The sequence below is a fragment of the Thiomonas delicata genome (assembly GCF_900088825.1).
GTDB classification, from domain to species: Bacteria; Pseudomonadota; Gammaproteobacteria; order Burkholderiales; family Burkholderiaceae_C; genus Thiomonas_A; species Thiomonas_A delicata.
On the sequence record NZ_LT592171.1, the window covers coordinates 721668 to 748609 of the forward strand.

Genomic DNA, 26942 nt, shown 5'->3' on the forward strand with positions numbered 1-26942 from the left:
GCCCTCAGCCCCTGTATGTCCGAGCGAACCATTCCCATCGTCGATCACCGCTACGCCTCCAGCGTGCCGGCCGTTCCCGCGCACTCCCACGCGCCCGGTGCGCTGCTGGCCGACAAGTTGGGCCGGCCGCTGCACGATCTGCGCATCTCCATCACCGATCGCTGCAATTTCCGCTGCACCTATTGCATGCCCAAAGAGGTGTTCGACGCGCATTACGAATTCCTGCGCCACGCCGATCTGCTGCGCTTCGAGGAAATCGAGCGCCTGGCGCGCGTGTTCGTCGGCTTGGGCGTGCGCAAGCTGCGCATCACCGGCGGTGAGCCGCTGCTGCGCAAGGGCGTGGAGGACCTGGTGGCCATGCTCGCCGCCATCCGCACGCCGGACGGCGAGCCGGTGGAACTGACCATGACCACCAACGCCTCCATCCTCGCGCGCAAGGCCGAAGCACTGGCGCGGGCCGGTTTGCACCGCGTGACCGTGAGCCTGGACGCCATTGACGACGCCGTCTTCCGCCGCATGAACGATATGGACTTTCCGGTGCAAACCGTGCTGGAAGGCATCGCCGCGGCGCAGGCCGCCGGACTGCATCCGGTGAAGGTGAACATGGTGGTGCAGCGCGGTGTGAACGACGACCAGATTCTGCCCATGATCGAGCATTTCCGCGGCAGCGGCGTCGTGCTGCGCTTCATCGAATTCATGGACGTGGGCAACACCAACGGCTGGCGCATGGATCAGGTGCTGCCCTCGGCCGAGTTGCTGGCGCGCATTGCCCAGCGCCACCCGCTGCACGCGCTCGACCCCACCGTGCTGGGCGAAACCGCCGAGCGCTGGCTGCTGGACGACGGCAGCCTTGAAATTGGCGCCATCTCCAGCGTCACCCAGGCCTTTTGCCACGACTGCAACCGCGCCCGCTTGTCGATGGAAGGCAAGCTCTACCTTTGCCTCTTCGCCAGCCACGGCCACGACCTGCGCGCCCTGCTGCGCGGCGACGCGCAGCAGGGCATACAACAGGCGAGCGACGCCGACTTGCAGGCCGCCCTCGCCCAAGTCTGGAGCCGGCGTGACGATCGCTATTCCGAGTTGCGCGGGTTTGATGGCGCAGGCTTGCTGCAGGCCGTGCGCAAGCCCGAGATGTTTGCCATCGGAGGGTGAGCGCATGTCCGCAAGCCTGACGTTTCCTGATCTCGCCGCCGTCGTCTGTTGCGTCGGCAGCTACGACCCCGACGCCCTGCGCGTCGATCAGGTGCAGGACATCATCGCCTGTTTTGTACGCTCCGTGCGCACCGCCGAGCGCGTCGATATTCGCGCCGCGCTCGGGCGCGTGCTCGCCGCAGACGTCATCGCTCCGTTCGACGTGCCCTCGCACGACAACGCCGGCATGGACGGCTACGCGCTGCGCGGCGCCGATCTGGCGGCCGGCGGCGCGGCGGCGCCCACAGTTGTCGGCAAAGGTTTGGCCGGCCATGCCTACACCGGCGCCGTGCCGAGCGGCGCCTGCGTGCGCATCATGACCGGCGCCGTCATGCCCGAAGGCTGCGACACCGTCGTGCCGCAGGAATTCGTGCGCTTGGAAGGCGACGTCGTGCACATCCCTGCAGGCGTGCTCAAGCCAGGCGACAACGCCCGCCAGCGTGGTGAAGACCTGCGCGCCGGTCAACCCGCACTGGCTGTGGGCAAGCTGCTGCGCCCGGCCGATATCGGGCTGGTTGCATCGCTCGGCTTACCTGAAGTAATGGTGTGGCGCAAGCTGCGCGTGGCCTTCATGTCCACTGGGGATGAACTGCGCAGCCTGGGCGAGCCACCCGCGCAAGGCAGCGTGTACGACAGCAATCGCTACACCCTTTGGGCCATGCTCACCCGCCTGGGCTGCGAGGTGCTGGACCTGGGCGTGGTGCGTGACGACCCCGCCGCGCTCGAAACGGCGCTGCGCCAGGCCTGCGAAAACGCCGACGCCGTCATCACCTCCGGCGGCGTCAGCGTGGGCGAAGCCGACCATATGCGTGCGGTCATGGCCTCGCTGGGCGACGTGGTGTTCTGGCGCATCGCCATGCGCCCAGGCCGGCCCATGGCCTTCGGCCGCATCGAAAGCGCGGGCCACGGCGCCATGCTGTTCGGCCTGCCCGGCAACCCGGTGGCCGTGATGGTGACCTTCTACCACTTCGTGCGCGAGGCCCTCTTGCACATGATGGGGGCGCAGATGCAGCCCCTGCCGCTGCTGAGCGTGGTCGCGCAGACCACGTTGCGCAAGCGTCCCGGGCGCACCGAATACCAGCGCGCCGTGCTCGAACGTCTGCCCGACGGGCGCCTGGCCACGCGCACCACCGGCGACCAGGGCTCCGGCATCCTGCGCTCCATGAGCCGGGCCGACGGCTTCATCGTGCTGCACCACGAACAGGGCAGCGTGCAGGCCGGCGAGTTGGTGGATTTTTTGCCGTTCGAGGGGCTGGTGTGATGCGAATCTTGCAAACGCGTTGTGGCCAGCTTCTCGTGGAATCGGTGTCCTTTTGGCTGTGGGCGAGGCAAGATGGTTTCCCGCAGACAAGATCGCGCGTCGACCGGGTCCTGGGGCAAACATGCGGAGGCGATGCATGAAACCGACCCATCAGGAACAGCTTGTACTCGAGGTGATGTTGGCCCTGGCCAGGGCGCGCAGTGGGTCCGCCAGCGTGCGGGATCTCGGAGCGGCGCTGCAGATGGCCCCGTCCACCCTGAAAACCTTGTTCGAGCGCTTGATGGACGCAGGACTGCTGCGCTGCAAGTCCGCCCCTGATGATTGTTATGGGCTGGCACGCGCGCCACGTTGGATCACCGCGGCGGATATCGTTCTGGCGAGCCAACAAGGGCCAGGCGGGCCCGCCCGTGGCCAGCTGATCGGAGCGCGGAACCGGGCCAGCCTGGAGGCCACCGCATTGCGGGCACTCGAGACGGCCTTGAATCGTTGCAGTATGGAGTTTTTACAAGCGATCACGCTGCAGGATCTTGCTCTGGGCATGCCAGGCTGTGGGAACGCACGCTCCCATGCGTTCCAGCGGGAAGCACCAAGGCATCGCCCATGCGCCGCAAGTCAACCGGGAGCGCGAACGTGACGAGCCGGCAGCACAAGGGCGAGGGCGTCCGCAAGGGCCGCGCCCAATGCCACCAATGCGCGATTCGCGCACAGTGCGTCTTCAAGCATTGGCCCCTGGAGGATCTGGGCGCCGTTGCCGAGAATATTGACGACGTGGAGTATGGCCCCCGGCAAGCGCTCTACGAGCCTGGGCTGCGCGGCGACCATGTTTACGTGATCCGCACCCATCTCGTCACGCTGGCTTGCATCGAACCCGACGGCCAGCGCCGGATTTCCCGCATCGCCAAACGCGGGGACGTGATCGGATTGGAGAGTCTGGTCACCCAGCCCTTCCTGCATCGGGCTTCACCCGTCAAAACCGTGCGGGTCTGCCGCATCCCCATCACATTGCTCCAGAACGAGGACGCAGGGCGGTGCGGTTCGGACCTGGACATGCTGCTGGAGCATTGGCATCGTGCCCTGCAGCAGGCGGACGATGGGTCCTGTCTCTATGGGGGCCAGCGTCCCGTGACACCGCGGATGGCGCAATTGATCTTGGCGCTGACGGACGCGCCATCGGGTGAAACGCTGTTGCTGCCCAAGCTGGACGATCTGGCCGCCCTGCTCGGCGTGGCGATGGAGTCGGCCAGCAGAGCGTTGTCTCGGCTCAGGCAACGCGGTTGGCTCGTGCGACTGGGGCTCGGCCGCTACGCCATCGAACGCGACGCGCTCGTGGCCTATGTGCAGGTCCGGAAGCCGCTTTCGGCCCGGCAGCGTCGCGCGGGTATCGTACCTGGCGCCAAGAGGCTACAAGCTGAAGCGGGGTCTGCCCCGGCCACGCAGGCATCATCTCCGTCCACCGTTCCTCACCGCCGGTCCGGCGGTCAATTTGTCGGCATGGATCATGCGTCCATGCAGAATCGGCGGCTGCCTTGATTTCCTTTTCCCAGATAGCTCGGCAGCGCAGGCGCTGCTCTTGCGATACAGCCTGCTCTCAGGGTCGCTCGTCGAGGCATGCGTGGCGTGGCTGCGCGACTCGCCGTGCCAGTCCTCGGGCGGCCTGTCGTCATCGCTGCCATCCTTGCGCCGCACGCTCTTGTGGCTGGCCCACGCGTGGATCAGCGTGTCGTCCACGCCGAAGTGCTCGCCCGACAGCAGCCCGGGCCCCTGGGCCATCTCCACCGTTGCGTTGAATAGATCCGTGACAGCGTCGAATTCGATCAGGCGATCGCAGTTCTTGCTGAACACCGAGTGGCTCCGCACCGTGTCCTCGATCAACAGCCCGACAAACCAGCGAAACAGCAAGTTGTGGGAGATCTGCTCGGCGAGCTGGCGCTCCTGTACAACACCTGCAGCAGCATCGCACGCATGAGCTTCTCCGGCGCGATGCTCGGGCGCCCGCCCTTCGCATCGGCCTCGTACATTACCGAGAACTTCGCGTCTATCTTCGCCAGCGTCTCGTTCTTCCACTGGCGGATCGTGCGCAGCGGATGCGCCTGAGGCACGAACTCCTCCAGCTTCAACGTGCTGAACAGCGCCTCGTTGTACGCGTCGGCTCCTCGCATTCTCTTCCTCTCCCCGCTGGTCGCTGCTGCCAGCCATCCTCGTCGAACCAGGCGCGGCGCGCCAGTTCTTCAACGGCCTGCTGGGGTGTCATGCAGCCATGAACGCGCAGGCGACATCCGTCGCAGACCGTGAGTCGATCCCTGGATCCTTGATCGTGGCCTGTTTATCCGCGGATGAGGCAGCGGCAGTGGCGGCCAAGCTGGCACAAACGCAACTCGAGCTGCCCGATTTTCGGGCTTTCGTGGAATAGGCTTCGCGCGTGGCAATGCCACTGTTCTCGGCATCGCCGATCGATGATGAGAACGGGTCTGGCTGTGTAACGCATGTTGCCATGGACCCGCTTCGTATCCTGGCACGTGCGATGGACGCTTCAAGCCAGACTCAGACGCAGTGCGAGCGCGGTCAGCGTGATCAGTAGGACGGGCACGGTCAGCAGGACACCCACCTTGAAGTAATACCCCCAACCGATGGTCATGCCCTTGCGCGCGAGCACGTGCAGCCAGAGCAAGGTGGCCAGACTGCCGATGGGTGTGAACTTGGGGCCGAGATCACAGCCGATGACATTGGCATAGATCATGGCCTCGCGCACCGGGCCGGTGGCGTTCGTCGCAGCAACGGAGAGCGCACCCACAAGGACCGTTGGCATGTTGTTCATCACCGAGGAGAGGAATGCCGTCAGAATCCCGGTGCCGAACGCCGCGCCCCACACGCCGTGGCCCGCAAAAACATTGAGCAGGTCCGCCAGATACCCAGTGATCCCGGCGTTGCGCAGCCCATACACCACCAGATACATCCCCAGCGAGAAAATGACGATCTGCCAGGGTGCCTCGCGCAACACCTTCCGGGTGCTGATGACATGGCCGCGCGCAGCCACGCCGAGCAGAAGCAGCGCACCGAAGACCGCGACGGCGCTGACCGGCACGCCCAGCGGTTCAAGACCAAAGTACCCGAGCAGCAGGAGCGCCAGCACCACCCACCCGATGCGGAACGTGGCAGGATCGTTGATGGCCTCATGCGGCTGTTTGAGCTGCGCCATGTCGTATTGGGCGGGGATGCCGGGCCGGAAATAGAGCAGCAGCACGACCAAGCTGGCGGCGATCGCGGCGATATCCACCGGGACCATGATCGCGGCATAGGCGTTGAAGCCGATGTTGAAGAAATTGGCCGAGACGATATTGACCAGATTGGACACCATCAATGGCAGGCTGGACGTATCGGCGATGAAGCCGGCGGCCATGACGAAAGCCAGCGTTGCCGCCGGACTGAAGCCGAGCGCCAGCAGCATCGCCATCACGATCGGCGTCAAAATCAGCGCTGCGCCGTCATTGGCGAACAAGGCCGCCACGGCTGCGCCCAGCAGGACCAGGAAGGCGAAGAGTCCGCGCCCGTTGCCGCGCCCCCAACGTGCCACACGCAGCGCCGCCCACTCGAAAAAGCCGGCTTCATCGAGCAACAGGCTGATGATGATGGTGGCGACGAAAGTAATGGTGGCGTTCCAAACGATGTGCCAAACCGCCGGAATATCGGCGAGATGAATCACGCCGGTCAGAAGGGCGGCAATGGCGCCGAAAGTCGCGCTCCAGCCGATGCCCAGCCCGCGCGGTTGCCAGATCACCAAGACGAGCGTGGCGATGAAGATCAGCAGTGCGATCAGCATCGGCTCAGTTCTTGCGCATGGGGTTGAAGGCATCCGGGCCGCTGTTGGCCAGGCGCTTGACCAGATCGAAGCGCGAGATCATGCCGACCAGCCGTTCGTGCTCGATCACCGGCAGGGACTTGATGCTGTGATCCACCAGCAGACGCGCGGCCACGGTGACATGGTCTTCGGGTGCCACGGTGAGGACTTCCCGCGTCATGACCTGCGCGGCCGTGCGGCCCTCGGCCTTGTCCGGCTCCGGCGTACGCCGGCGAAACACGGAGCGGTAGAAGTTCTCCTTCCAGACCGATTCGCGCGGCTCCAACCGCTCGTCGGCCGCACGATGCACCAGGTCGCCCTCGGTCACGAGGCCGAGCAGGTGTCCCTCGGCATCGGTCACCGGAACGCCGTTGATGCGGTGCTCGATCAAGATGCGGGCGATCTCCGCCACGGGCGTCTCCGGTGCGATCCGGATCGGGTTCGGGGTCATCAGGTCACGGACTTTCATGCTGTGTTCCTTTCTCAAGATTTGTGGGTCGATCGGCGGTGAACGACTTGTCAGCACCGGTTTTCACCGCGCTCATCCAGGCCTGCGCCCCCATCTGCACCGGGTCCCAGGGGCTGCTGAACGGAGGTGTGTAGCTGAGATCGAGATCGTTCAAGTCTTCGACGCCCATGCCGTGGAACAGGGCTGCTGCGAACACGTCGATGCGTTTCGACACCTCCGAACGCCAGTGGCCGAGGATCTGCGCGCCGAGGAGACGACCAGTGCGGCGATCACCGGTCACCCGGATGCGGAGCTTCTGCGCTCCAGGGTAGTAGGCCTTGTGATCCCAGGTTTCAGTCTCGATGGTGACGGGATCGAAGCCGGCCGTGCGCGCCTCGGCTTCGCGCAAGCCCGTCCGTGCGATCGCCAACTCGAACACCTTCACGGTCTGGCTGCCGACCGAGCCCGCGAACAGACGCGCCCCGCCCACCGCATTCTCGCCAGCCACGCGGCCCTGTTTGTGCGCGGTCGTCCCGAGTGGCAGGTAGGCTGACCGCTGGAGTATCCGATGCCAGGTCTCGACGCAATCACCTGCGGCCCCGATGCCGGGGATCGTGGTTTCCATGCGCTGCGTGACGCGGATGGCGCCCGAGGGCCCCAGTGCAATCCCAGCCGTGGCGGCAAGGGTGGTGTCAGGGCGCACGCCGGTGGCGACCAGCACCAGATCGGCAGTGGCGGCAAACCCGCCCGAACCCGACACCGTAAGACCGCGCCGGTTGCCGGCGGCTTCGATGCGCTCGACGGTGCAAGCGGCTACGACCCGCACGCCATGGCGTGACAACTCCTCCCCGATCAGTCTGCCGAACGACGGATCGATGCTTGGGAACACGGGATCGGTATGGCTTACGAGCGTGACATCGACCCCCCGATGCCGCAGCGCGTCGGCCATCTCGACGCCGATATAACCCGCGCCGACGATGATGGCCGAACGCGCTTCGCTGCCCATGAGACGGCTCTGGACAGCGAAACCATCTCCCATGGTATGCAGGCCATAAACGCCGGGGAGATCGAGGCCGGGCAACCCTTGGGGACGGACTGGGACGGCACCGGTGGCGATGATCAGGTGGTCATAGCGCATCGTCTCCGCACGGCCGTTCGCCCCGCGCACGACATCGACCGTCTGGGTCGCTGGATGAACCGATACGGCCCGATGGTTCGTCAGGATGTCGATGCCGTCGAACGCGGTGCGATGGGCGAGCTGCCGGTGATCCGGCGTCTCGCCGCTGAGGTAAAAGGGCAGGCCGCAGATGCTGTAGTTCGGGTATTCGTCGGCCAACAGGACGGATATCTCGGCTCGGGGATCGATCTCGTGAGCCTGCAGCGCCGCGCTGATGCCCGCGTCGCTGCCGCCGATGACGAGGAGGCGCGTCATTCTGCTCCCTTCATGGGTATTCGGAGCGTTGTTGGCCCAGATCACGCAACTGGGTTTGCAGCGACATGCGGTCGATCTTGTCGATGGGCAGGGCGAGGAGCGGGCGGATGCGAGCGGCGATTTGAAAGTGCACGTTGGCGAAGGCCTTGAGTTGACGCTCACGATCCCNCGCCGCTTGCTGCGGGTCGATTTCGAGAGCCGACAGGCCGGGCACACCATGGATGCGAGTGATCGTGTTGCCGATGGCCTGGCCGAACACCTGGCCAACGTTGGACGCCGGATCGGTACTGACCAGCAGCACCTGTTTGCCTTGCCCGGCAAGGTGCATGGCGGTGGCGCAGGACAGCGATGTCTTGCCCACGCCACCTTTGCCGGTGAAAAAGAAAAAGCGCGGCGGCAGTTCGAGAAATTTCATGACGGTATTTCCCGCGTTCAGCAGCAGCCCTGCGCGGCTTTCGACTCTGCTGCCGGTTGTGAAATGCCTGCCCAGCGAGCCAGCTCCATACGGTTGGGGTAGCGGCCCGCCAATGCCACTGCACCGTCCACCAGAACCAGGGGCAGGGCTTCCTGGCCGGAGCGTTCCAGGAATNAGGCCATGCGGGACAGGCTTCGCCAGCCGCCTGATTGCAGACTGTAAAAATGAAATCCATCGATGGCGCATCCGGCGCCGCAAACTCCGTCCAGCTCTTGCTGCGCAAGCCGCGAAGGTCATAGTGCTGACCGGCGAGAACTTCGAGCGTGAGCGGATGCACTTCGCCGCGAGGACGACTGCCCGCGCTGTACGCCTTGAACCGATCTCGACCGAGATGGTTCAAGATGACTTCTGCCATGATGCTGCGCGCGGAATTGCCGCTGCAGATGAACAGGGCGTTGTAGATTTTTGCGGCCATGTCAGGCTCTTTCGGTGATGAGGCTGGGGCGGGGAGCCAGTTCCAGCAGGCGATCGACGCCGACCGGCTCTTCTTTCAACAGTGGCACGACCGCGTAGCGCCGGGCATGGCGGGTCGCGACGGCGTCGATTTCCCGCAGTTCGTGGCTGGCACGCTGACGCAGCAAGAGCGAGTTCGGCGCGGCGGCCGCGATGCTGTTGTTGATGATCCAGGCCCAGGGCTCGATCCCGGCGCGGCGCAGGTCGGCTTGCAGGTTTGCCGCTTCCAGTACCGGGGTGGTTTCGGCCAATGTCACGATCAGCACCTTGGTCTGCCCGGCGTCCTGCAACTGCATCATCGGGGTGGTGTAGTGCAGCCCGGTGCCGGCCATCTGGCGGACGATTTCTCGATGATAGGCGCCTGTCGCGTCGAGCAGCAGCAAGGTGTGGCCGGTCGGTGCCGTGTCCATCACCACGAACTTCTTGCCAGCCTCGCGGATGATGTGCGAGAAGGCCTGGAACACCGCGATTTCCTCGGTGCAGGGCGAGCGCAGGTCCTCGTCCAGCAGCGCCCGGCCTTCCGCATCGAGCCGCGCGCCCTTGGTGGCCAATACATGCTGCCGGTAGCGCTCGGTTTCGATGTGAGGGTCGATCCGGTTGACCGTGAGGTTGTCCAGCGCGCCGCTCAGGGTCTCAGACAGATGCGCGGCCGGGTCGGACGTGGTGAGGTGTACCGGCAGGCCGCGATGGGCCAGTTCGGCCGCGATGGCGGCGGCCAGGGTGGTCTTGCCCACGCCGCCCTTGCCCATCAGCATCACAAGACCGCGGCCGTCTTCGGCGATGTCGTCAACCAGCTCGGACAGACTGGGCGCATCAAGCGCGACTGGAGCTACATCATCGTTGGGTGCTTGCGAGGCCGTCGTGGCCAGCAACTGGCGCAAGGCATCCAGCCCGACCAGGTTGAAGGGCTTGAGCGCGACCCGATCGCGGGGCAGGGCCTTGAGCACCTCGGGGATCGTGTCCAGTGCGGCCTGTTCGTGCGTGCAGATGGCTGCGGCCAGAGGGTCGTGCGCGGCTTCTTCCGGTGGCAGGACGCCGTTGATCACCAGATACTGCTGCGACAGGCCAATACCCGCGAGTTCCGCATGGGTGCGTGCAACCTCCCGCAAGGTGGCTTGCTGGGCGCGGGCCACCAGAACCAGGCGGGTGCGCTGGGCATCGGCCAAAGCCTCCACTGCCGCCTTGTATTGGGCGCGCTGCTTGCCCAGTCCGGCCAATGGGCCGAGGCAGGATGCATCCCCCTTGTCCGCTTCAAGGAAATCGCTCCACGCGCCGGGCAATTGCAACAGCCTGATGGTGTGGCCGGTCGGGGCTGTATCGAAAATGATGTGGTTGTAGTCAGCGGTCAGGGCCGAGTCGGTGAGCAACGCGGTGAATTCGTCAAAGGCGGCGATTTCGGTGGTGCAGGCGCCGGAGAGCTGTTCCTCGATGCCGTTGACGATGTCGTCCGGCAGCGTCCCGCGCACCGGGCCGACGATGCGCTCCCGGTACTGCTGCGCCGCTTGCTGCGGGTCGATTTCGAGAGCCGACAGGCCGGGCACACCATGGATGCGAGTGATCGTGTTGCCGATGGCCTGGCCGAACACCTGGCCAACGTTGGACGCCGGATCGGTACTGACCAGCAGCACCTGTTTGCCTTGCCCGGCAAGGTGCATGGCGGTGGCGCAGGACAGCGATGTCTTGCCCACGCCACCTTTGCCGGTGAAAAAGAAAAAGCGCGGCGGCAGTTCGAGAAATTTCATGACGGTATTTCCCGCGTTCAGCAGCAGCCTTGCGCGGCTTTCGACTCTGCTGCCGGTTGTGAAATGCCTGCCCAGCGAGCCAGCTCCATACGGTTGGGGTAGCGGCCCGCCAATGCCACTGCACCGTCCACCAGAACCAGGGGCAGGGCTTCCTGGCCGGAGCGTTCCAGGAATGCTTTGACCGTCGGGTTTTCGGCGAATGCCAGCGGTTGCCGGGCCAGATTGAAACGCTCGATCTGCGCACCGTTTTGCTTGGCCCAATCGGCGTCGGCCGAGAAGCGGACCAGTTCCTGATCGACATCCACACCGCACACGCCTGTGCTGCAGCACAGGGCCGGGTCATAGACTTGAATCTTTTTCATTTCAATACTCCTGCTCAAGTTGCAATGTTGCTCATGAAAAAGGCGATACCTCGCGACCGAGTTATCGCCTCGTCAGCTTCAAGGCGCCAGCAAGCCGATGTGTTCGAGTTCCGTCCTGAGCGCGGCGGGGTCTTTGCGCAGACTGTCCATGGGTGATGCCAGCAGGGCTTCGATGCGCGCACGCAAGATGCGGTAGGCGTGTGCAAATGCGGCATTGATTTGTTCTTCGGATCCGGTCGCCTTGGCCGGGTCGTCGACACCCCAATGTGCGCGCAGAACCGGGCCAAGATAGGCCGGGCAGGTCTCGCCTGCGGCGCTGGCGCACACCGTGATCACGATGTCGGGGGTGACAGGCAAGCTGTCCCACGACTTGCTGAAGAGCCCTTCCGTTGGAATGCCTTCACGTTCCAGCAAAGCCAGCGAGCGTGGATGCACCTGGCCGGTTGGATGGCTGCCCGCGCTCATGGCGTGCCAGCCCTCGGGGGCCAAGTGGTTGAAGGTGGCTTCGGCCAGCACGGAGCGGCAGGAGTTACCAGTGCACAAAAACAGGATGTTCACGTTGTCAGCTCTCTTGTGGCGTTGAAGAAAGGGGAGGAAGCACGCTCTCTGCGCATGGCGATGCGGCACGAAGGTCCACACAGTGTTCGGGATGACCGGCGCAGCATTCCTCGGTGAGATAGCCGATCAGATCCAGCATCAACGGAATGTTGGCCCGATAGCGTTGGAAGCGACCTTCCTGCTCGACCGAAAGCAGGCCGGTCTGCGTCATTGCTTTGAGGTGGAACGAGGTGTTGTTCGGCGGCAGGTCGAGTGCCGAGGCAATCTGCCCTGAAACCATGCCTTCCAAGCCTCGCTTGACCAGCAGGCGGTAAATGTCGAGCCGGATGCCTGAGGACAGGGACTCGAAAATTCGAATGGCAACAGATTTTTCCATGGTGCAACTATACAATGTGTATTGCAGCGTTGTCCAGTGATTGGATGCCTTGCACGCTGCCAATCTCGGGTCGCCCCAGGCGCATACATTTGGCAGATACTTTTGCTGGTGAGCGTCCCAGGAGCGGCGTGCCGCCCAGCCCCTCGTAAGGGTCAAGGAACCTTGGGGGTTTCAATCAATCGAAGACGGGAGTTTCGACGCCAAGCACCTTATGCAGTTTGGGGCTGGTGGTGGTGTACTGGAGGTGGATTTTCTTGTCCGGGAAGATGGTGTGGGCGGCGCCGAAGGCTGCCAGCGCGGCTTCGTGGAAGCCGCAGAGGATGAGTTTTTTCTTCCCCGGGTAGGTGTTGATATCGCCCACGGCGAAAATGCCCGGGATGTTGGTTTGGAACTTCTCCGTGTCGACCCGGATCTGCTTGCGCTCCAGGTCCAGGCCCCAGTGGGCGATGGGGCCGAGCTTGGGTGACAGGCCGAAGAACACCAGCAGCATGTCCAGCGGCAGGCGCCGGGTGATGCCGTCGTTGCCGGTGAGCTTGACCTGCGACAGGCGGCCATCGCCGTCGGCCTCGAACCCCGTGATCTGACCGACGACGAACTGCATCGCGTGCTGCTCGCACAGGGCGTGCATCTTGGCCACCGAGGCCGGCGCGGCGCGAAAGCCGTCGCGCCGGTGCACGAGGATGACGCTTTCGGCGCGGTGCGCGTCATCCTGGGCGAAGTGCAGCGCCCAATCCAGCGCCGAGTCGCCGCCGCCGACCACCACGAGATTTTTGCCGGCGAAGACCGCGGGGTTCTTCACGCGGTAGAACAACTGCGTGCCCTCGAAGGCGTCCAGCCCCTCCACTTTGAGGGTGCGCGGCTGGAACGAGCCCACGCCGGCGGCGATGAACACCGTCTTGGTGAGCAAGGTGGTGTCCTTGGAGGTGCGCACGACGAAGCGCCCGTCGTCCTGGCGCTGCAGCTCCGTCACGTCCTGTCCCAGATGGAAGGTGGGCTTGAACGGCTCGATCTGCTTGAGCAGGTTGTCGGTGAGTTCCTGGCCGGTGCACATGGGCACGGCCGGAATGTCGTAGATGGGCTTGTCCGGATAGAGCTCCACGCACTGGCCGCCCAGGTGCGGCAGGCTGTCGATGACGTGGGCCTTGATGTCGAGCAGGCCGAGTTCGAAAACCTGAAACAAACCCACGGGACCGGCGCCAATAATGACGGCATCGGTCTCGATCGGCGGGGCGCTGGCCAGGGCCGCGTCGGCGATGGCCGGATTGATGTGCATTTCCATGAGGGATGAGGGGGCGGTCGGAATCCGGATGTTCAGCGCTCGAGAAACTGCAGCTTGCCGGGTTTGCCATTCCATTCTTCGCCGTCCGGCGGGGCGGGCTTGCGCTTGGTGATGCTGGGCCAGCGGCGCGACAGTTCGGCGTTGAGGGCAATGAATGCTTGTTGGTCGCCAGGGACGTCTTCCTCGGCGAAGATGGCGTTGGCCGGACACTCGGGCACGCATACGGCGCAGTCGATGCATTCGTCCGGATCGATCGCCAGGAAGTTGGGGCCTTCGCGGAAGCAGTCCACCGGGCAGACGTCCACACAATCGGTGAACTTGCACTTGATGCAATTTTCGGTCACGACAAAGGTCATCGGGGTTCTCCGCGATGCGAAACGATGTCTGCGGGCTGCAAACGCGGTCTGGCGATACTGTGTGCTGCAAGCGGCAGCGCAGCATGGGATGCACGCGAAACGGCCATGGCGTATGGCGAAACCGGGTGCGCTCCGGCGCCGACAATCACCACCGTCGGGCGACCACTGTGCAGCAGACAGGCCTGCGCCAGATTGGTCAGGGCGTGGCTGCTGCACAGCCGGTCCGGAAAGCCGGTACGGGAGACCACGGAGACTTCGGTCTGCGGTGCCCAGCCCGTTGCCATCAGTCGGCGTGCCAGCGCGCCGAGCTGCCGACCGGCCATGTAGAACACTTCGGTGTCGGCACAGCGGCTGGCGCGCAACTGTCCATCGTGGGTCATGGCCGTACTCAGCGCCACGCTGCGCCCGCGTCCGCGCCGTGTCAGCGGCCGGCCGGCATCGGCTGCTGCGGCCAGCGCCGCGGTGACGCCGGGCACGATTTCGATGACCGCGCCGGAGCCGTGCAATGCAAGCAGTTCCTCCTCGAGCCGACCGAACACGCTGGGGTCGCCGCCCTTGAGCCTGACAACCAGACGATGGCGCGACGCGCAGCGCACCAGCAGGGCGTCGATGCGCTCCTGCGCCGTGGCGTGGCTGAAGCCGCGTTTGCCGACATCGATCCACCGGGCTTGCGGCGCCAGTTCGCGCAGCGCAGGATCGACCAACGCGTCGCACAGTACGACGTCGGCCTGCGCGAGCAGGCGAGCGCCACGCAGGGTGATCAAGTCGGCAGCGCCAGGGCCGGCGCCGATGAAGACGATGCGGCCCATTACTGAACCGCTTCAACCAGCAGCGCGCCGCTGGTGCGATGACTGGCGGGATCAACGACGATCATCGCTCCCGCCACGCGATTGTCGACAAAAGTCGTCAGTGGCAGTGCTGACTGCGCCTGCAGGCGCACGCGGCCGATATCGTTGACCGCGAGCGTCTGCGCATCGACGTCCGTCAGGGTGTGAATGTCCAGCCGACTGCAGATGGCCGTGATGTGTCCTGCCACCCAGCGGTGCCCGTGGCGCAGCCAGTATTTGCGGCCGATGACCGCTGGCTCCGTATCCAGCCAGGCCAGGGTCGCTTCGAATCTCTGGATCGCATCGGGCTTGGGAGCTGAGAACAGCCCGACACTTTCGATCCAGTCACCCCGTGAGATGTCCACCTGGCGGTCGAGCACCAGTCCGGCCGACTGGCCCGCGGCGCAGCCATCGACGGCGACTCCCGCACGCCGCACCGCGACGACCTCGGCGCTCTCGCCGCTGGGGTGGATGCGGATCTTGTCGCCGGACTGGACCTGGCCCCTGGCGATGCGGCCCCAGACCGTGCGCGGCTGGTGGCCCAGGCCGTCGCCTTCGCGCGCCACGTATTGCACCGGCAGCAACAGGGAGCCGGTCTGCGGCTCCTCGGCGGCGGGCAGGGCTTCGAGCCATTGCAACAGGGTCGGCCCGGCATACCAAGGCCAGGATGCCTGGGCGATGGCGATGTTGTCGCCACGCAGCGCCGACACCGGCACGATGCCGGCGGGCGCGATGCCGGCCTCGGCGGCGAAGTCCAGCAGCGCATCGCGCACCGCCGCGAACGCAGCCTCGGCATCGTCCACGGCGTCGAGCTTGTTCACGGCGAACACGATGGACGGCAGGCGCAGCAGGCGCGCCAGCAAGGTGTGGCGCCGGGTTTGCGGCAGCAGGCGCAGGGGCGCGGCGCGCCAGTCGAGCTTGGTGATGTCGATCAGCACCACCGCGGCATCGCTGCCGGCGGCGGCCGTCACCATATTGCGCGTGTACTGCTCGTGCCCCGGGGCGTCGGCGATGATGAACTTGCGCCGCGGCGTGGTGAAGTAGCGGTAGGCCACGTCGATGGTGATGCCCTGCTCGCGTTCGGCCTCCAGCCCGTCGGTGAGTTGGGACAGGTCGATGCTGCCGCCCGCGGCCCGGCGTTGCAGGGCATCGAGCTGGTCGGCCAGGATGGCGCGGCTGTCGAGCAGCAGCCGGCCGATCAGCGTGCTCTTGCCGTCGTCCACGCTGCCGGCGGTGAGAAAGCGCAGCGCCTTGTGGCGGTGTTCGCCGTTGGCGTCGTTGTGCGTGTTCATCAGAAATAGCCTTCCTTCTTGCGCCGCTCCATCGAAGCGTCGGAGGTGCGGTCGTCCATGCGGGTGGCGCCGCGCTCGCTCAGGGTCGCGGTCAGGGTCTCGGCGACGACTTCCGTCGCGCTGGCCGCCGCGCTTTCCACCGGGCAGGTGCAGGTCATGTCGCCCACGGTACGAAACCGCACCCGGGCCGTCTCCACCGCCTCGCCGGGCCGCGGCGGCGTCACGGCGGTCAGCGGCACCAGCAGACCCTTGCGGCGCAGCACCTGGCGCGGATGGCTGTAGTACAGCTTGGGCAGGGCGATGCTCTCGCGGGCGATGTACAGCCACACGTCCAGTTCGGTCCAGTTGCTGATGGGGAAGGCACGGAAATGCTCGCCCGGACGCAAACGCGTGTTGAACAGCGACCACAACTCGGGGCGCTGCTCCTTGGGTTGCCACTGGCCGAAGTGGTCACGGTGGCTGAAGATGCGTTCCTTGGCACGCGCTTTCTCTTCGTCGCGCCGGGCGCCGCCGATGAGGCAGTCGAAGCGGTGCTGCTCGATGGCTTCGAGCAGGGCCACGCTCTGGTGCGGGTTGCGCGATTCCAGCGCATGGCCCAGGCGCACCGTGCCACGGCGGATGGATTCGTCCAAGTGTGCGACGATCAGCGCGTCGCCCGAGGCTTTGACGAGGGCGTCGCGGAAGTCGATGACTTCGGGGAAGTTATGCCCGGTATCGACATGCAGCAAGGCAAACGGCAGCCGGCCGGCGTAAGCCCCGTTGGCCTGGCGCTGCTTGAACGCCTTTTCCGCCAGGCGCAGCACGACGCAGGAATCCTTCCCGCCAGAGAACAGCAAGGCCGGGCGCTCGAAACCACCCGCCACCTCGCGCAGGATGTAGATGGCTTCCTCTTCCAGAGCGTCGAGATGACGGTGGTCGATCTGCGGCAACAGGCGTTCGAGATCCAAAGGGGCGTTCATGCGTGGGCTCCTGTCGGTTCCGCGACGATGGTTGGTTTGGCGATCGGTTCTGCGACGAGGCCGTCTGCGGCGGCTCCATGCTGTCCGTCGCGTGGGTCGCGGGCAACGAGGCGTTGCCCGACATGCAAGCCGCATTCCTTCACCCCCTCCTGCTCCCACCACCAGCGCCCGGCGCGGATGTCCTCGCCCAGCGCGACGGCACGGGTGCATGGAGCGCAGCCGATGCTGGGAAAGAATTGGTCGTGCAACGGGTTGTAGGGAACGGTGTGCAGCGCGATGTAGTGCCATACGTCGCCCTGTGTCCAGTCGAGCAGCGGGTTGAGCTTGGTGCGGCCTTGCGCGTCACTCTCACGCCGCGCGGCCTGGCCGCGCGCGGGCGACTGCTCGTGGCGCAGCCCCGTCACCCAGGCGGCACGGCCTTGCAGCATGCGGGACAGGGGTTCGAGCTTGCGCAAGGCGCAGCAGGCATGGCGCAAGTCGACGCTGGCGTACATGGCCCGCGGACCATGGCGGGCGACAAAGTCGCGCGCTGCAACCGCGTCCGGACGCCAGGTTTCGATATCGAGGCCATAGTGCTGCCGCGCACGGCCGAGCAGCTCCAGCGTCTCGCCGTGCAGCATGCCGGTGTCCAGCGTGGCGATGGCGATGGGTAGCGCATGCCGCGCGATCAGGTCGGTCAAGACCATGTCCTCCGCACCCAGGCTGGTGGCCTGCACGATGCGGCCGGCGAATTCCTGCGCCGCCGCGCGCAGCGTGGCGAGCGCGTCCTGCACGCGCTGGTCGAAATCGGCACTGGGTTTGGCGTACCGGGCCGGCGCCGAGCCGTGTGGCGCAGCGATGGGGATAGCGCGCTTCATGCTGCGATCTCCAGGGCAAGACCAGGCCGCCCCAGATTTGCTTCGCCCTCGCGAGAGACGGGCCAGCCGGCCAGCCCCTGGAGCCGTTTCAGAAAGAGCGGTTGCGGATCGAGCACGTCACCCTGGTAGTAGGCCGGCTGCGGATGCGGGCTCGGCGGCGTCGCAGCACCCCCATCCGTCGACCCTCGAACTCCTCCCGAGCGGGGCAAGGAAACTGGGGAACTGGCCTGCGCCTCCTGGAGTGCCGCGTCGTCGAACCCAGGCCACAGCCCCTCGAAAAACTGCAGTGCCCGCTGTGCGGCCTGCAGGCTCTGGCCGGGGCGCAGCACCGCGGTGTCGAACCCGGTCCGCGCCAACGGCAGCGCCATGTCCACCAGCACCTCGCCGGTGGCGCGCAGCTCGCCACGGTAGCCCAGGCGCACCCGCAACAACCGGGCCTGGGAATAGGCACGACCATCGGTCCATTTCGGGAACTGCAGGTCGATGCTGGCGAAGTGCGACAGATCGAAAGCGAGTGTGCGCACGTCAAGGTCGTTGGGCAGCACCAATCCGGCGATCCCAGGCGTGGGCCAGGTCGCGCTGGCCGTCTGCCACTGCTCGGGCGTGAACAGGAGAAGCCCGCCTGCGCCCGGCGCCAAGTCCGTGGCGCCACGGGCGCCGTCTGCGGAAGTGATGAATTTCATGCGCGGAGATCCTCAAGAAAACGCAGGGCCGCCCCAAGTTTTCTTAACCCCCATGGATGGCGGGTCGGCTAGCTGACCTTGGGGGCGCTCATGCGCAACCGCACGGCCGGCCACAGCTTTCGCATCCTCTTCAGGGACGGTCAATTGCGACGCGGCGGCCTGGGGGTGTTCCTGGGTCGCGGCCGCGCGGCGCACGGCATCGGCTGCAGCCTTGAACGGTTGCGCACCGACGTGGCGGGCGAAGGTTATGAACAGCTCGCCGGGCTGGCGCTGCCGCAAATACAGGGCGATCAAGGCCTCGACCACATCCGGAACTTCCTCGGCCGCGAACGAGGGGCCGATGATCTTGCCGGGCGAGGCCGCACCGCCAACCTCCGAGCCATCGCCGCCGCCAACGGTGATCTGGTACCACTCGGCACCGTCCTTGTCGACACCAAGGATGCCGATATGGCCACTGTGGTGATGGCCGCAGGAGTTGATGCAGCCGCTGATGTTGAGGTCGATGTCGCCGATGTCGAACAGCTCGTCGAGATCGGTGTAGCGCTCGGTGATGGCAGCCGCGACAGGAATGGAGCGGGCATTCGCCAGGGAGCAGAAATCGCCGCCGGGGCAGGCGATCATGTCGGTCAGCAGGCCGATGTTGGGCGTGGCGAAACCGGCTTCCCGCGCATCCCGCCATAGCGTATGCAGGGCGTCGGCGCTCACCCAGGGCAGCACCAGATTCTGTTCGTGGCTCACGCGCAGTTCGCCGTGGCTGTAGCGATCGGCAAGGTCGGCGGCGGCGCGCATCTGCCGGGCCGTGACGTCGCCCGGCGCCTGGCCCGCGCGCTTGAGCGACAGGGTCACGGCGCGCAAGCCGGGGATGCGGTGCGTGTGCACGTTGCGCTGCAGCCAGCGTAGGTACGCCGGCTCGTGCGCGGGCGCTGTGGCAAGGGCAGCGGTCGCATCCGGCGCATCCGGCCGCACACCGTGAGGCGGCGCAAACTGCGTAGCCACGCGGTTGAGTTCGTGCAGGGTGATGAGGTGGGCGGCACCGCCCGGATCGCGCTGCAGGATGTCGGCGAACTCGCGCTCGACGGCCGCGGTGAAGCGCGCTCCTTCGGCCTTCACCAGCATCTTGATGCGTGCCTTCCAGATGTTGTCGCGCCGCCCATAGCTGTTGTAGACGCGCAGGATGGCCTCGACGTACACCAGCAACTGCTGCCAGGGCAGAAAATCGCGAATGACGTCGCCGATCATCGGCGTGCGACCCATGCCGCCGCCCACCTGCACGCGAAAGCCGATCTGGCCGTGCTCGTCGCTCAGTGCCTGCAGGCCGATGTCGTACCAGCCGGCGGCGACGCGGTCTTCGCGCGCGCCGCTCACGGCGATCTTGAACTTGCGCGGCAGATAAGCGAACTCGGGATGCAGGGTGCTCCACTGCCGCAGGATCTCGCAGAATGGCCGCGGATCGACGATTTCGTCCGGCGCGATGCCGGCGAACACATCGCTGCTGATGTTGCGCACGCAGTTGCCGCTGGTCTGGATGCCATGCATGTCCACCGCGGCGAGGCGGTCCATGACGTCGGCGCTGTCGGCCAGGGCGATCCAGTTGTACTGCAGGTTCTGGCGCGTGGTGAAGTGGCCGTAGCCACGGTCGTATTCCTCGGCGATGTCGGCCAGGGCGCGCAATTGCTGGCTCGCCAGCGCGCCGTAGGGAATGGCCACGCGCAGCATGGGCGCATGGCGCTGGATGTACCAGCCGTTTTGCAGGCGCAGCGGCTTGAACTCCTCGTCGCTCAGGCTGCCGGCCAGATGGCGCTCGAGCTGGTCGCGGTATTGGGCGGCACGGGCGCGAATGAAGCGGCGGTCGAAATCGGTGTACTGGTACATGGCGCTCAGGCAATGATCTTGAAGCCGGCGAACGCCAGCGTGGCCGAGAGCAGCACGCGGGTCATGCGCTCGGGAAGAAAACGGGTGAGTTGGGCGCCGAGCCAGATGCCTGGAACCGAGCCGACCAGCAGCGCCAGCACCAGCGGCCAATCGACATGGCCCAGCGCCGCATGGCCGATGCCCGCCACCAGGGTCAGCGGCACGGCATGGGCGATGTCGGTGCCGACCAGTTGCCGCGCCGTCAAACGCGGATAAAGCAGGAGGATGCAGAGCGAGCCGATGGCACCGGCACCGACCGAACTCAGCGTGACCAGCACCCCCAGCACCGCACCGAGGGCGATGGTCAAGCCCGGCTTGCGCGACGGCGGCAAGCGCGCTTCGAGCCGCAGCGCCAGCCGCTGCCAGAACCCGCGTGACATCACCGCGGCGGCGGTCAGCAGCAAGGCGGCGCCGAGGGCCAGGCTGAGCACGCCGAACCAGGCCTTGTCCGCACCCGAGGCATGCATCGCCACGAGGGTGGCGAGCGCCGCGGGCAGGCTGCCGGCGAGCATCAGCCCGGCAATGCGGCGATCCACATGCCCATGGCGGTGGTGCGCCACGGCCCCGGATAGCTTGGTCAGCGCGGCGAACCACAGATCGGTGCCGATCGCCACGGGCAGGTCGAGCCGGAACACGCCGAGCAGCAATGGCGTCACCAACGAGCCCGCGCCAACCCCCGTGGCGCCGATCAGGGCGCCCGCGGCGAGGCCGAAAAGAGTGGCTTGGGCATGCATCAGTGGAGCTTTTCTGGGGTTGATGATGACGGTCGAATCCTAGGGACGGGCCGCACCAAAGCAAACGACAGTCTTCTCATACCGATAGATGCCAAGCGATATAAGCAAGGAAATAAAACCTCAAGATGGACTGCGGCCATGTATCCAAGTTGTGAGCGGCCTTTATCCCTGGACACGGGGTTCTGCGCGGAAATCGTTGGGCACCACCATCGGGTCAACGATCTGTTCGTTGGCGGCATCAGCGCCAACGACAAGCTGATCTACGTCGATGACGTGATCAAGGGTCGCCTGTTGGACTGTAAGATTCTGATCCAGCAAGCTGTCAACAACATCGCCGCGATGCGCTGCTACGTCGCATCGAAGCTCGGCGAGGAGGTCGATGTGCCAGATGAACTGAAGGCATGCATGACGCCCAAAATCACTTGGGATGGCCCGAAGTTTGGGCCAGTCAACTTGGTGGACGGTGTCTCCGGCTGTTCCCCGAGTTCCTGGTGCAGCTTTGCATCATGCACATGGTGTCGCGCGTTACCACCAAGCTGGACGCCGCGAGCGTTGGAGTGAGCATAAGGAAGTTGGCTGGATAGACACTCCATGCCGACATTGCCGATTCGCCCCGAATGGAAAGCAAGAAGCTCCCTGTTCAAGGGCGGATAGATCGGCGTATCAGTTTGCAAAGAATGAGGCTAAGTCACTCACCTGGTCGTCGCTGGTGAAGGCGAGCAAGGGAAGGTCCCACGACTCCTCGATCGTCTTGAGCATCGAATAGTGATTCGTCGCCTGATGATCCACCATGTGATATGGATGCATGCTGGAAATCGCGATCAGCGGCACATTGGCTCCCCCGTAGACGCCACCTTGTGGGAAGACCTGCGCACCCGGTTGCAAAATAGGGCTGTCCGGAGCGCCCTGAGTATTGGCCCAGCCTCCGTTAGCCGTGTTTCCGTCGTAGTCGCCCTCGTCCCAGGTGATGAAGATGACGTTGTTGCCGTTGTTCCAGATCGGCGACTGCATGATCGCCTTGACCATCTGACCAACGAATGCGTCGCCCTGGCTGTAGAGCAGTTGGGTGTTGCTGTAGGGGCACGCTGAACCTGACATGCCGTGCATGTCATGACAAACGTCAGGGGTGATCCAAACATACTTGGCAACATCACTGATACGAAGGGCTTGGGTCAGATTTCGAAGCGGCTGAACATGCGATGCTTCCTGCGGGTTGGCGTAGACGTTCTTGAACAGCATGAATGGATCATGCTTGAGGACGTACAAAGCAGAGCTTGCACCCCCAGCAGAAAACTGCCCCGTGAATCCCGCATAGGGGATCGATTGCATGTACGCCGCCCAAGAGATGTGGCGCGCATTCAGGGAATCGACGATGTTGCTGTGATTGAACTGCTGTGTCGGATCGTCGCTCTGGCTCCACCAGTTCGAGCCCGAAATCGCGGCCACGTAGTTGGGCAAACTCGGGTGGGTGACACCGTAGTAGTTGTCGGCGTAGCCGAAGGTGTTGATCAGGCGGTTGATCATTGGCATCTGGGGATTGCCAACCACGTTCTGGGCACCGGTGTTTTCCATCATGATGATGAAGACGTGGTCGAACCGCGGAATTTCGCGCTCGTGGTCACGGCCATGCATTGCATCAGCGCTGGCAGAAACGGCAAGGGACAGCATTGCAGCGGCGAGCAAAGTCTTTCCAAACTTGAGATTCATGGATTCCTCCGATGAGTGGCACAACTGGGAACTCGTACGCTAGGTATCGCGCGTGTCAGGCCCATGAAGGCAAGAGCCAAAGATGCAATCGGATGCAACAGTGAGATCGTCGACGTGTTTTTTCGCATTCGTACCCTGGTCAGGGGCGCGCGCGTGGATCGGCCTTCGGGCGATCACCTCGCCCGCACGGCGCCTCAGGTGCTGGACAACCAAGGGTCTTGCCGCTCCATCGGCACAGGGGCCGGATATAGCCCTCGCATTCGAGTTTGCGCGCCAGCGCTGGCTGATCGGTTGACGCTCGTGCCCGACGACGAGCACGAAGCGTCTGCCGCTGCGGGTGGACGCTGCGCTGCGGGCGCCTGCGGCAACGAGCGGGATCAACAGAGCGGAGGGACGGTCTTCACACATGCGAATCTCCGGATGACGTGGGCAACCTTGCGGACGCACCGCGAGCGCGTCCGGAGCCAGGTCATCGTCCTCATGGAGAGGTCGTTTCGGAAGATGCATGGCAGACGCCGCGCGACGAAAATCAACGGGTTCAGCGCCACACAGCATCGTCGGCGGCGATGAAGGCCTCGATTGCCCGGAGCATCCAGCGGTGATGGTGCTCGAGCAGCCAAGTCATGCTCAGAACCCCCAGGCCAGCCAGCCAGAAGCTGACCAGTCGGGGGCTGTCGGCCGGCAGCCAGGCCAGAATGCCGACCCAGATCAGCAAATTGACCCCCGCAGCCCAGGCCCAGCGGCGTGCCTGCGTCCAGGGATGCCGGATCGAGGCGTCCAGCACCTCGGGCCGCCACGGCGCCAGCACGCTGCGCAAGGGCAGGGCCTGGACAGCAATCCCCGCGTTGCGATACAGCGCCCGCCACCAGGCATCGGCCCGCCCGAGTTGCAGCACCCCATGGCCGTACAGCAGGCCGATGGCCAGGCTCAGGGCCAGCAGCAGGTGGCGTCCTTCCGCCGAGCTGCCCACCAAGACATGACCGGCCACGGCCAGGGCGATGACCAGAGGCGGCGTGCACAGCGTCACGACGACCATGCCAGCCAGCAGGCGGTGTGTGGCGCGGAGCCGGGCCTGCTGCAGCGGCATGCCGGCGCGGGCCGCGCGCTGTGCCAGGCGCCGGCACCCGCGCACGCCGGCTGCGGCGTCGCTCCAGAACAGGGCCAGGGTCAGGTCGCGCAGCCGAGCAGCGAGGCCTGCATGCGGGAGGGAAGCAGAGTCGGAATCGAAATCGAAATCGGTTTGCATGGTGATCTCCAGAAAAGGTTGGTGATCACCATCACAGCATGCGATCTGCGCGATGCAAGTCGCGCTCAGGGGGCCGGTTCAGGTCTGCGGCGGCCACGCAGGCCCTGGGCGGTTCTGCGCACGGGACAGGCGTGCGCGGCGTTCTTCGCGTCGCAGCTCGCGTTCTTCGAGCCAGTCGAGGGTGACGGCGACCAGCAGGCCAAGAGGGACCGCGGCGAAGACGATGAGCACCGGGATGCGTCGGGATGGCATGGCGAAATATCCCTGAAGGGCCGTGCAGGATAGGCGATCGGCTTGGGATTTGCGGCCGGCCGTTCGTGTGGTCGCCAATGTCATGTGCTGCGGATGAATTCAGATCGGCCGGGTGATGCGGCGTGGCAAGGCGCGGCGATGAATCAAGCTCGTATCCGTGGGTTGCTCGTAGGCTTTCTTGATGGGCTTCTGGGGGGGTAAATCCCCACCGTGCCAAGTACTTGCCCACCGTGCGCACGGGCGCTTGATGCCATGCTGCCGCTCGATGAGCAGGTCCACGGCAGCACGGCTCCCTGGGCAGAAATCCATCCTCAACTGCTCGGGGCGCTTGTCGATCATGGTGCGACGTGTCTGCTCTTCTTGCTCGGGCTTCAGTACACGCCCGGCACCCGGCTCACGTCCCAGCGGGGACGGCCGAATGGCTGACAGTTCAATCTTCATAGGACCGAATCAATAAGCATTCAGATAGCCGGGTTTGCGCGGCAGGTGCAACGTGGCCTCCAGGCCGCCATCCGGGTGGTTGCGCAAGGTCACATCGCCACCGGCCGCGCGCGCGATGTTGCGGGCGATGCCGAGCCCCAGGCCGGTGCCGCCGGTCTCGCGGCTGCGCGATGCTTCGAGCCGGTAGAACGGCTCGAACACCTTGCCGAGTTCGTCTGGCGCGATGCCAGGGCCCTGGTCCCGGATGCGAAGGGTGAGGGCCGCGGGGCCGTCTTCGACGATGATGCGCGCCTGCCTGCCGTAGAGGATGGCGTTGTCGATCAGGTTGGAGATGCAGCGTTTGAGCCGCTCCGGGTCGCCGACATAGGGGGCCCGTGCGCGACCTTCGATGAGAACCTCGCGGTGCATGTCCTGGTTGTCCGCCTGCAGGCTTTCGAGCAGCGCCGTGATGTCGATCGGCCGCGCCACTTGGGGTGGCTCAAGCCCGCGCATGAAATCCAGCGTGTGCGTCACCATCAGCTCCATCTCGCGCAAATCCTTGTCGAAGCGCTGGCGCAAGTCGGCGTCTTCCAGCAGTTCGGTGCGCAGGCGCATGCGGGTGATGGGCGTTTTCAGATCGTGCGACATGGCGGCGAAAATGCGGGTGCGGTCCTGAATGAAACGCACCAGGCTGGACTGCATGATGTTGAACGCATGCGCGGCACGCCTCACCTCGGTCGGCCCGGTCTCGGGCAGCGGCGGGCGGTTGATGTCCTTGCCCAGGGCATCGGCGGCGGAGGCCAGGACCGCCAGCGGCCGGGTCATCCAGCGCACCGCCGCGTACGACAGGACGAGCACCGTCAGCAGCAGCACCAACAGGGTCAGCAGCAGTCGCCACGGCGTGCTGGCCGGGCCTTGTGGCAACTGGGTGTCGAAAGCGACCCAACTGCCGTCGCGCAGTTGCACCTGGGTCAGGAACATCAAGCCCGATGCCATGAAGGGCCTCATGGCCTGCATATCCGGCATGCCCGGCATGCCCGGCATGGCTGCCGACATCGCCGCTGCCATGCCCGCATGTTCGCCCATCATGCCCTGGCGGCCGGACTCGAGCCCGGATGGCCTGGCGCCCGGCGCGGCCTGCCGGACGGAAACCCGCAGCGGCCGCGCATCGCCTAACGCGACATGCAGCGCAGCCGAGAACATGGCGGCATGCGGGTTGTCCAGCGCCGCGGCACTCGGCGCCTGCGGCGCTGCCTCCAGTCTTACCACCTGCGGCGGCACGCTGAGGATGGTGACGATGCGCTGCTGCTCGGCAGGGCCGAGGGAATCGAGCAGCTTGACGATGTCGGCGATGCGCTGCGCCGACTGCATGCCGCTGCTGCGCAACAGCAGGCGATCGCGCTCGGCGAAATTGATCGAGGCGCTCAGGATCTGGGCGAGCACCAGGCCGCTGAACAGGATCAACATCATCCGCCCGAACAGCGACGCCGGCAGCAGGCGCATCAAGCCGTTCCCTCGACCGGGGCCGACAAGACATAGCCGGCGCCGCGCACGGTCTTGATCAGGGCGGGGTCGCGCGGGTCGTCGCCCAGGCGCTGGCGCAAGCGGCTGACCTGCACGTCGATGCTGCGATCGAGCGGATCGGCCTCACGGCCCTGCGTCAGATCGACCAACTGGTCGCGGTTGAGCACCCGGTTCGGGTGACTCAGAAAAACCCGCAGCAGCCGGTACTCGGCGCCGCTCAGCGCGACCACCACGCCGGCGGGCGAAACCAGGTGGCGATGCGCGGTGTCGAGGGTCCAGCCGGCGAAGCGCACCTGGCGCGCCTCTTCCGGCTGAAGATTGCGCGGCAGGCTGCGGGCACGACGCAGGATGACCTTGATGCGCGCCAGCAACTCGCGCGCGCTGAAGGGCTTGGGCAGATAGTCGTCGGCACCCATTTCCAGGCCGACGATGCGATCGGTTTCCTCGCCGCGCGCCGTCAGCATCAGGATGGGAATGTCGGACTTGGCGCGCAAGTTTCGGCACAGGGTCAGGCCGTCGTCGCCTGGCAGCATCAGGTCGAGCACGATCAGGTCGACGCCGGAGGCCAGCAGCGCGCGCTCCATGGCCTTCCCATCGCCAACAGCCGTCACGCGCAAGCCGTTCTTCTGCAGATAAGCGCTCAGCAGGTGGCGAATCTCGGCGTCGTCGTCGACGATCAGGATGTGGTCGGAGGTTTCCATGCGCCGATTTTGGCCGGCTGGCCGGGTGCCCAGGAAAAAACAATGTAACGCAGCATGTCAA

General features: G+C 65.4%; 28 protein-coding genes and 3 pseudogenes. 5 read left to right on the forward strand and 26 right to left on the reverse strand.

Annotation, left to right across the window (positions count from 1 at the left end):
- Positions 1-15 precede the first annotated feature (15 nt).
- From moaA to THIARS_RS12930, 4 genes are all read left to right on the forward strand, one after another.
- Positions 16-1152 carry a GTP 3',8-cyclase MoaA gene (moaA, locus tag THIARS_RS12915; RefSeq protein ID WP_094161278.1) on the forward strand — a complete coding sequence of 379 codons (1137 nt, stop codon included), beginning with the start codon at positions 16-18 and terminating at the stop codon, positions 1150-1152.
- A 4-nt stretch (positions 1153-1156) separates the two neighbouring features.
- The gene (moeA, locus tag THIARS_RS12920) at positions 1157-2452 is read left to right on the forward strand and encodes a molybdopterin molybdotransferase MoeA (RefSeq protein WP_094161279.1); all 1296 of its coding nucleotides are present in this window, start codon (positions 1157-1159) and stop codon (positions 2450-2452) included.
- A gap of 136 nt (positions 2453-2588) precedes the next feature.
- Complete coding sequence (locus THIARS_RS12925; protein ID WP_172978991.1) at positions 2589-3086, forward strand: Rrf2 family transcriptional regulator; 498 nt, start codon at positions 2589-2591, stop codon at positions 3084-3086.
- Complete coding sequence (locus THIARS_RS12930; protein WP_094161281.1) at positions 3053-3982, forward strand: Crp/Fnr family transcriptional regulator; 930 nt, start codon at positions 3053-3055, stop codon at positions 3980-3982. The genes THIARS_RS12925 and THIARS_RS12930 overlap by 34 nt, the downstream gene beginning before the upstream one ends.
- A gap of 15 nt (positions 3983-3997) precedes the next feature.
- Here THIARS_RS12930 and THIARS_RS12935 read toward each other — a convergent pair.
- From THIARS_RS12935 to THIARS_RS13030, 20 genes and pseudogenes are all read right to left on the reverse strand, one after another.
- Positions 3998-4611 (reverse strand): annotated as a pseudogene (locus THIARS_RS12935) (transposase); the annotation flags it as partial.
- 371 nt (positions 4612-4982) lie between these two features.
- Positions 4983-6269 carry an arsenic transporter gene (locus THIARS_RS12940; RefSeq protein WP_094161282.1) on the reverse strand — a complete coding sequence of 429 codons (1287 nt, stop codon included), beginning with the start codon at positions 6267-6269 and terminating at the stop codon, positions 4983-4985.
- Positions 6270-6273: 4 nt separating this feature from the next.
- A complete protein-coding gene (locus THIARS_RS12945) occupies positions 6274-6756 on the reverse strand; it encodes a CBS domain-containing protein (protein ID WP_031406964.1) in 483 nt (160 codons plus the stop codon).
- The gene (locus THIARS_RS12950) at positions 6743-8167 is read right to left on the reverse strand and encodes an FAD-dependent oxidoreductase (RefSeq protein WP_141202417.1); all 1425 of its coding nucleotides are present in this window, start codon (positions 8165-8167) and stop codon (positions 6743-6745) included. Before THIARS_RS12950 ends, THIARS_RS12945 begins: the two co-directional genes overlap by 14 nt.
- Before the next feature lie 10 nt (positions 8168-8177).
- Positions 8178-8582, reverse strand: a complete 405-nt coding sequence (locus THIARS_RS19125) for an ArsA-related P-loop ATPase (protein WP_141202418.1) — start codon at positions 8580-8582, stop codon at positions 8178-8180.
- Between the two features lie 17 nt (positions 8583-8599).
- A complete protein-coding gene (locus tag THIARS_RS12960; protein WP_425444249.1) occupies positions 8600-8764 on the reverse strand; it encodes an arsenic metallochaperone ArsD family protein in 165 nt (54 codons plus the stop codon).
- Positions 8740-9057: pseudogene (locus tag THIARS_RS12965) on the reverse strand (arsenate reductase ArsC); the annotation flags it as partial. The gene THIARS_RS12960 and the pseudogene THIARS_RS12965, both read right to left, overlap by 25 nt.
- Position 9058: 1 nt before the next feature.
- Entirely contained in the window at positions 9059-10837 is a 1779-nt protein-coding gene (gene arsA / locus THIARS_RS12970; RefSeq protein ID WP_094161283.1) for an arsenical pump-driving ATPase, read from the reverse strand.
- Positions 10838-10854: 17 nt separating this feature from the next.
- Positions 10855-11199, reverse strand: a complete 345-nt coding sequence (gene arsD / locus THIARS_RS12975) for an arsenite efflux transporter metallochaperone ArsD (RefSeq protein WP_094161284.1) — start codon at positions 11197-11199, stop codon at positions 10855-10857.
- Between the two features lie 78 nt (positions 11200-11277).
- Positions 11278-11757, reverse strand: coding sequence for an arsenate reductase ArsC (locus THIARS_RS12980; RefSeq protein WP_013106999.1), 480 nt, complete (start codon positions 11755-11757; stop codon positions 11278-11280).
- A gap of 4 nt (positions 11758-11761) precedes the next feature.
- Positions 11762-12133: an ArsR/SmtB family transcription factor gene (locus THIARS_RS12985; protein ID WP_013106998.1), complete on the reverse strand. Its 372-nt coding sequence runs from the start codon at positions 12131-12133 to the stop codon at positions 11762-11764.
- A 175-nt stretch (positions 12134-12308) separates the two neighbouring features.
- A complete protein-coding gene (locus THIARS_RS12990) occupies positions 12309-13412 on the reverse strand; it encodes an NAD(P)/FAD-dependent oxidoreductase (RefSeq protein ID WP_094161285.1) in 1104 nt (367 codons plus the stop codon).
- Positions 13413-13444: 32 nt separating this feature from the next.
- A complete protein-coding gene (gene fdxA / locus THIARS_RS12995; protein ID WP_013106996.1) occupies positions 13445-13768 on the reverse strand; it encodes a ferredoxin FdxA in 324 nt (107 codons plus the stop codon).
- Entirely contained in the window at positions 13765-14577 is an 813-nt protein-coding gene (gene cobA / locus THIARS_RS13000) for a uroporphyrinogen-III C-methyltransferase (protein ID WP_013106995.1), read from the reverse strand. The genes fdxA and cobA overlap by 4 nt, the downstream gene beginning before the upstream one ends.
- Positions 14577-15887 (reverse strand): sulfate adenylyltransferase subunit 1, encoded by a 1311-nt coding sequence (locus THIARS_RS13005; protein WP_094161286.1) that lies wholly within the window; start codon positions 15885-15887, stop codon positions 14577-14579. Before THIARS_RS13005 ends, cobA begins: the two co-directional genes overlap by 1 nt.
- Positions 15887-16846 carry a sulfate adenylyltransferase subunit CysD gene (gene cysD, locus THIARS_RS13010; protein WP_094161287.1) on the reverse strand — a complete coding sequence of 320 codons (960 nt, stop codon included), beginning with the start codon at positions 16844-16846 and terminating at the stop codon, positions 15887-15889. The genes THIARS_RS13005 and cysD overlap by 1 nt, the downstream gene beginning before the upstream one ends.
- Positions 16843-17703 carry a phosphoadenylyl-sulfate reductase gene (locus THIARS_RS13015; RefSeq protein ID WP_094161288.1) on the reverse strand — a complete coding sequence of 287 codons (861 nt, stop codon included), beginning with the start codon at positions 17701-17703 and terminating at the stop codon, positions 16843-16845. The genes cysD and THIARS_RS13015 overlap by 4 nt, the downstream gene beginning before the upstream one ends.
- Complete coding sequence (locus THIARS_RS19190) at positions 17700-18386, reverse strand: DUF934 domain-containing protein (RefSeq protein ID WP_094161289.1); 687 nt, start codon at positions 18384-18386, stop codon at positions 17700-17702. Before THIARS_RS19190 ends, THIARS_RS13015 begins: the two co-directional genes overlap by 4 nt.
- Positions 18387-18398: 12 nt before the next feature.
- Complete coding sequence (locus THIARS_RS13025; RefSeq protein ID WP_094161290.1) at positions 18399-20258, reverse strand: nitrite/sulfite reductase; 1860 nt, start codon at positions 20256-20258, stop codon at positions 18399-18401.
- Between the two features lie 5 nt (positions 20259-20263).
- Positions 20264-21031, reverse strand: a complete 768-nt coding sequence (locus tag THIARS_RS13030) for a sulfite exporter TauE/SafE family protein (RefSeq protein ID WP_013106989.1) — start codon at positions 21029-21031, stop codon at positions 20264-20266.
- Here THIARS_RS13030 and THIARS_RS13035 point away from each other — a divergent pair.
- Entirely contained in the window at positions 21026-21592 is a 567-nt protein-coding gene (locus THIARS_RS13035) for a hypothetical protein (RefSeq protein WP_141130616.1), read from the forward strand. The genes THIARS_RS13030 and THIARS_RS13035 overlap by 6 nt on opposite strands.
- 102 nt (positions 21593-21694) lie before the next feature.
- Here the strand turns inward: THIARS_RS13035 and THIARS_RS13040 are convergent, their stop codons facing one another.
- The 6 genes and pseudogenes from THIARS_RS13040 to THIARS_RS13060 form a co-directional block, all read right to left on the reverse strand.
- The gene (locus THIARS_RS13040; RefSeq protein WP_013106987.1) at positions 21695-22738 is read right to left on the reverse strand and encodes an alkaline phosphatase family protein; all 1044 of its coding nucleotides are present in this window, start codon (positions 22736-22738) and stop codon (positions 21695-21697) included.
- Positions 22739-23276: 538 nt separating this feature from the next.
- Positions 23277-23984 (reverse strand): hypothetical protein, encoded by a 708-nt coding sequence (locus tag THIARS_RS13045; RefSeq protein WP_094161291.1) that lies wholly within the window; start codon positions 23982-23984, stop codon positions 23277-23279.
- A gap of 78 nt (positions 23985-24062) precedes the next feature.
- Positions 24063-24236 (reverse strand): hypothetical protein, encoded by a 174-nt coding sequence (locus THIARS_RS18660; RefSeq protein ID WP_013106984.1) that lies wholly within the window; start codon positions 24234-24236, stop codon positions 24063-24065.
- Between the two features lie 162 nt (positions 24237-24398).
- Positions 24399-24638: pseudogene (locus tag THIARS_RS13050) on the reverse strand (winged helix-turn-helix domain-containing protein); the annotation flags it as partial.
- Between the two features lie 48 nt (positions 24639-24686).
- The gene (locus THIARS_RS13055; protein WP_041609031.1) at positions 24687-26159 is read right to left on the reverse strand and encodes an ATP-binding protein; all 1473 of its coding nucleotides are present in this window, start codon (positions 26157-26159) and stop codon (positions 24687-24689) included.
- Positions 26159-26881 (reverse strand): response regulator, encoded by a 723-nt coding sequence (locus THIARS_RS13060; protein ID WP_094161292.1) that lies wholly within the window; start codon positions 26879-26881, stop codon positions 26159-26161. Before THIARS_RS13060 ends, THIARS_RS13055 begins: the two co-directional genes overlap by 1 nt.
- Positions 26882-26942 lie beyond the last annotated feature (61 nt).

Excerpts from the sequence above, each read along its gene's own strand:
- moaA (WP_094161278.1), top strand. The coding sequence starts at position 16 with ATGTCCGAGCGAACCATTCCCATCGTCGATCACCGCTACGCCTCCAGC.
- moeA (WP_094161279.1), top strand. The coding sequence starts at position 1,157 with ATGTCCGCAAGCCTGACGTTTCCTGATCTCGCCGCCGTCGTCTGTTGC.
- THIARS_RS12925 (WP_172978991.1), top strand. The coding sequence starts at position 2,589 with ATGAAACCGACCCATCAGGAACAGCTTGTACTCGAGGTGATGTTGGCC.
- THIARS_RS12930 (WP_094161281.1), top strand. The coding sequence starts at position 3,053 with ATGCGCCGCAAGTCAACCGGGAGCGCGAACGTGACGAGCCGGCAGCAC.
- THIARS_RS12940 (WP_094161282.1), bottom strand. The coding sequence starts at position 6,269 with ATGCTGATCGCACTGCTGATCTTCATCGCCACGCTCGTCTTGGTGATC.
- THIARS_RS12945 (WP_031406964.1), bottom strand. The coding sequence starts at position 6,756 with ATGAAAGTCCGTGACCTGATGACCCCGAACCCGATCCGGATCGCACCG.
- THIARS_RS12950 (WP_141202417.1), bottom strand. The coding sequence starts at position 8,167 with ATGACGCGCCTCCTCGTCATCGGCGGCAGCGACGCGGGCATCAGCGCG.
- arsA (WP_094161283.1), bottom strand. The coding sequence starts at position 10,837 with ATGAAATTTCTCGAACTGCCGCCGCGCTTTTTCTTTTTCACCGGCAAA.
- arsD (WP_094161284.1), bottom strand. The coding sequence starts at position 11,199 with ATGAAAAAGATTCAAGTCTATGACCCGGCCCTGTGCTGCAGCACAGGC.
- THIARS_RS12985 (WP_013106998.1), bottom strand. The coding sequence starts at position 12,133 with ATGGAAAAATCTGTTGCCATTCGAATTTTCGAGTCCCTGTCCTCAGGC.
- THIARS_RS12990 (WP_094161285.1), bottom strand. The coding sequence starts at position 13,412 with ATGGAAATGCACATCAATCCGGCCATCGCCGACGCGGCCCTGGCCAGC.
- fdxA (WP_013106996.1), bottom strand. The coding sequence starts at position 13,768 with ATGACCTTTGTCGTGACCGAAAATTGCATCAAGTGCAAGTTCACCGAT.
- cobA (WP_013106995.1), bottom strand. The coding sequence starts at position 14,577 with ATGGGCCGCATCGTCTTCATCGGCGCCGGCCCTGGCGCTGCCGACTTG.
- THIARS_RS13005 (WP_094161286.1), bottom strand. The coding sequence starts at position 15,887 with ATGAACACGCACAACGACGCCAACGGCGAACACCGCCACAAGGCGCTG.
- cysD (WP_094161287.1), bottom strand. The coding sequence starts at position 16,846 with ATGAACGCCCCTTTGGATCTCGAACGCCTGTTGCCGCAGATCGACCAC.
- THIARS_RS13015 (WP_094161288.1), bottom strand. The coding sequence starts at position 17,703 with ATGAAGCGCGCTATCCCCATCGCTGCGCCACACGGCTCGGCGCCGGCC.
- THIARS_RS19190 (WP_094161289.1), bottom strand. The coding sequence starts at position 18,386 with ATGAAATTCATCACTTCCGCAGACGGCGCCCGTGGCGCCACGGACTTG.
- THIARS_RS13025 (WP_094161290.1), bottom strand. The coding sequence starts at position 20,258 with ATGTACCAGTACACCGATTTCGACCGCCGCTTCATTCGCGCCCGTGCC.
- THIARS_RS13035 (WP_141130616.1), top strand. The coding sequence starts at position 21,026 with ATGCATCAGTGGAGCTTTTCTGGGGTTGATGATGACGGTCGAATCCTA.
- THIARS_RS13030 (WP_013106989.1), bottom strand. The coding sequence starts at position 21,031 with ATGCATGCCCAAGCCACTCTTTTCGGCCTCGCCGCGGGCGCCCTGATC.
- THIARS_RS13040 (WP_013106987.1), bottom strand. The coding sequence starts at position 22,738 with ATGAATCTCAAGTTTGGAAAGACTTTGCTCGCCGCTGCAATGCTGTCC.
- THIARS_RS13045 (WP_094161291.1), bottom strand. The coding sequence starts at position 23,984 with ATGCAAACCGATTTCGATTTCGATTCCGACTCTGCTTCCCTCCCGCAT.
- THIARS_RS18660 (WP_013106984.1), bottom strand. The coding sequence starts at position 24,236 with ATGCCATCCCGACGCATCCCGGTGCTCATCGTCTTCGCCGCGGTCCCT.
- THIARS_RS13055 (WP_041609031.1), bottom strand. The coding sequence starts at position 26,159 with ATGCGCCTGCTGCCGGCGTCGCTGTTCGGGCGGATGATGTTGATCCTG.
- THIARS_RS13060 (WP_094161292.1), bottom strand. The coding sequence starts at position 26,881 with ATGGAAACCTCCGACCACATCCTGATCGTCGACGACGACGCCGAGATT.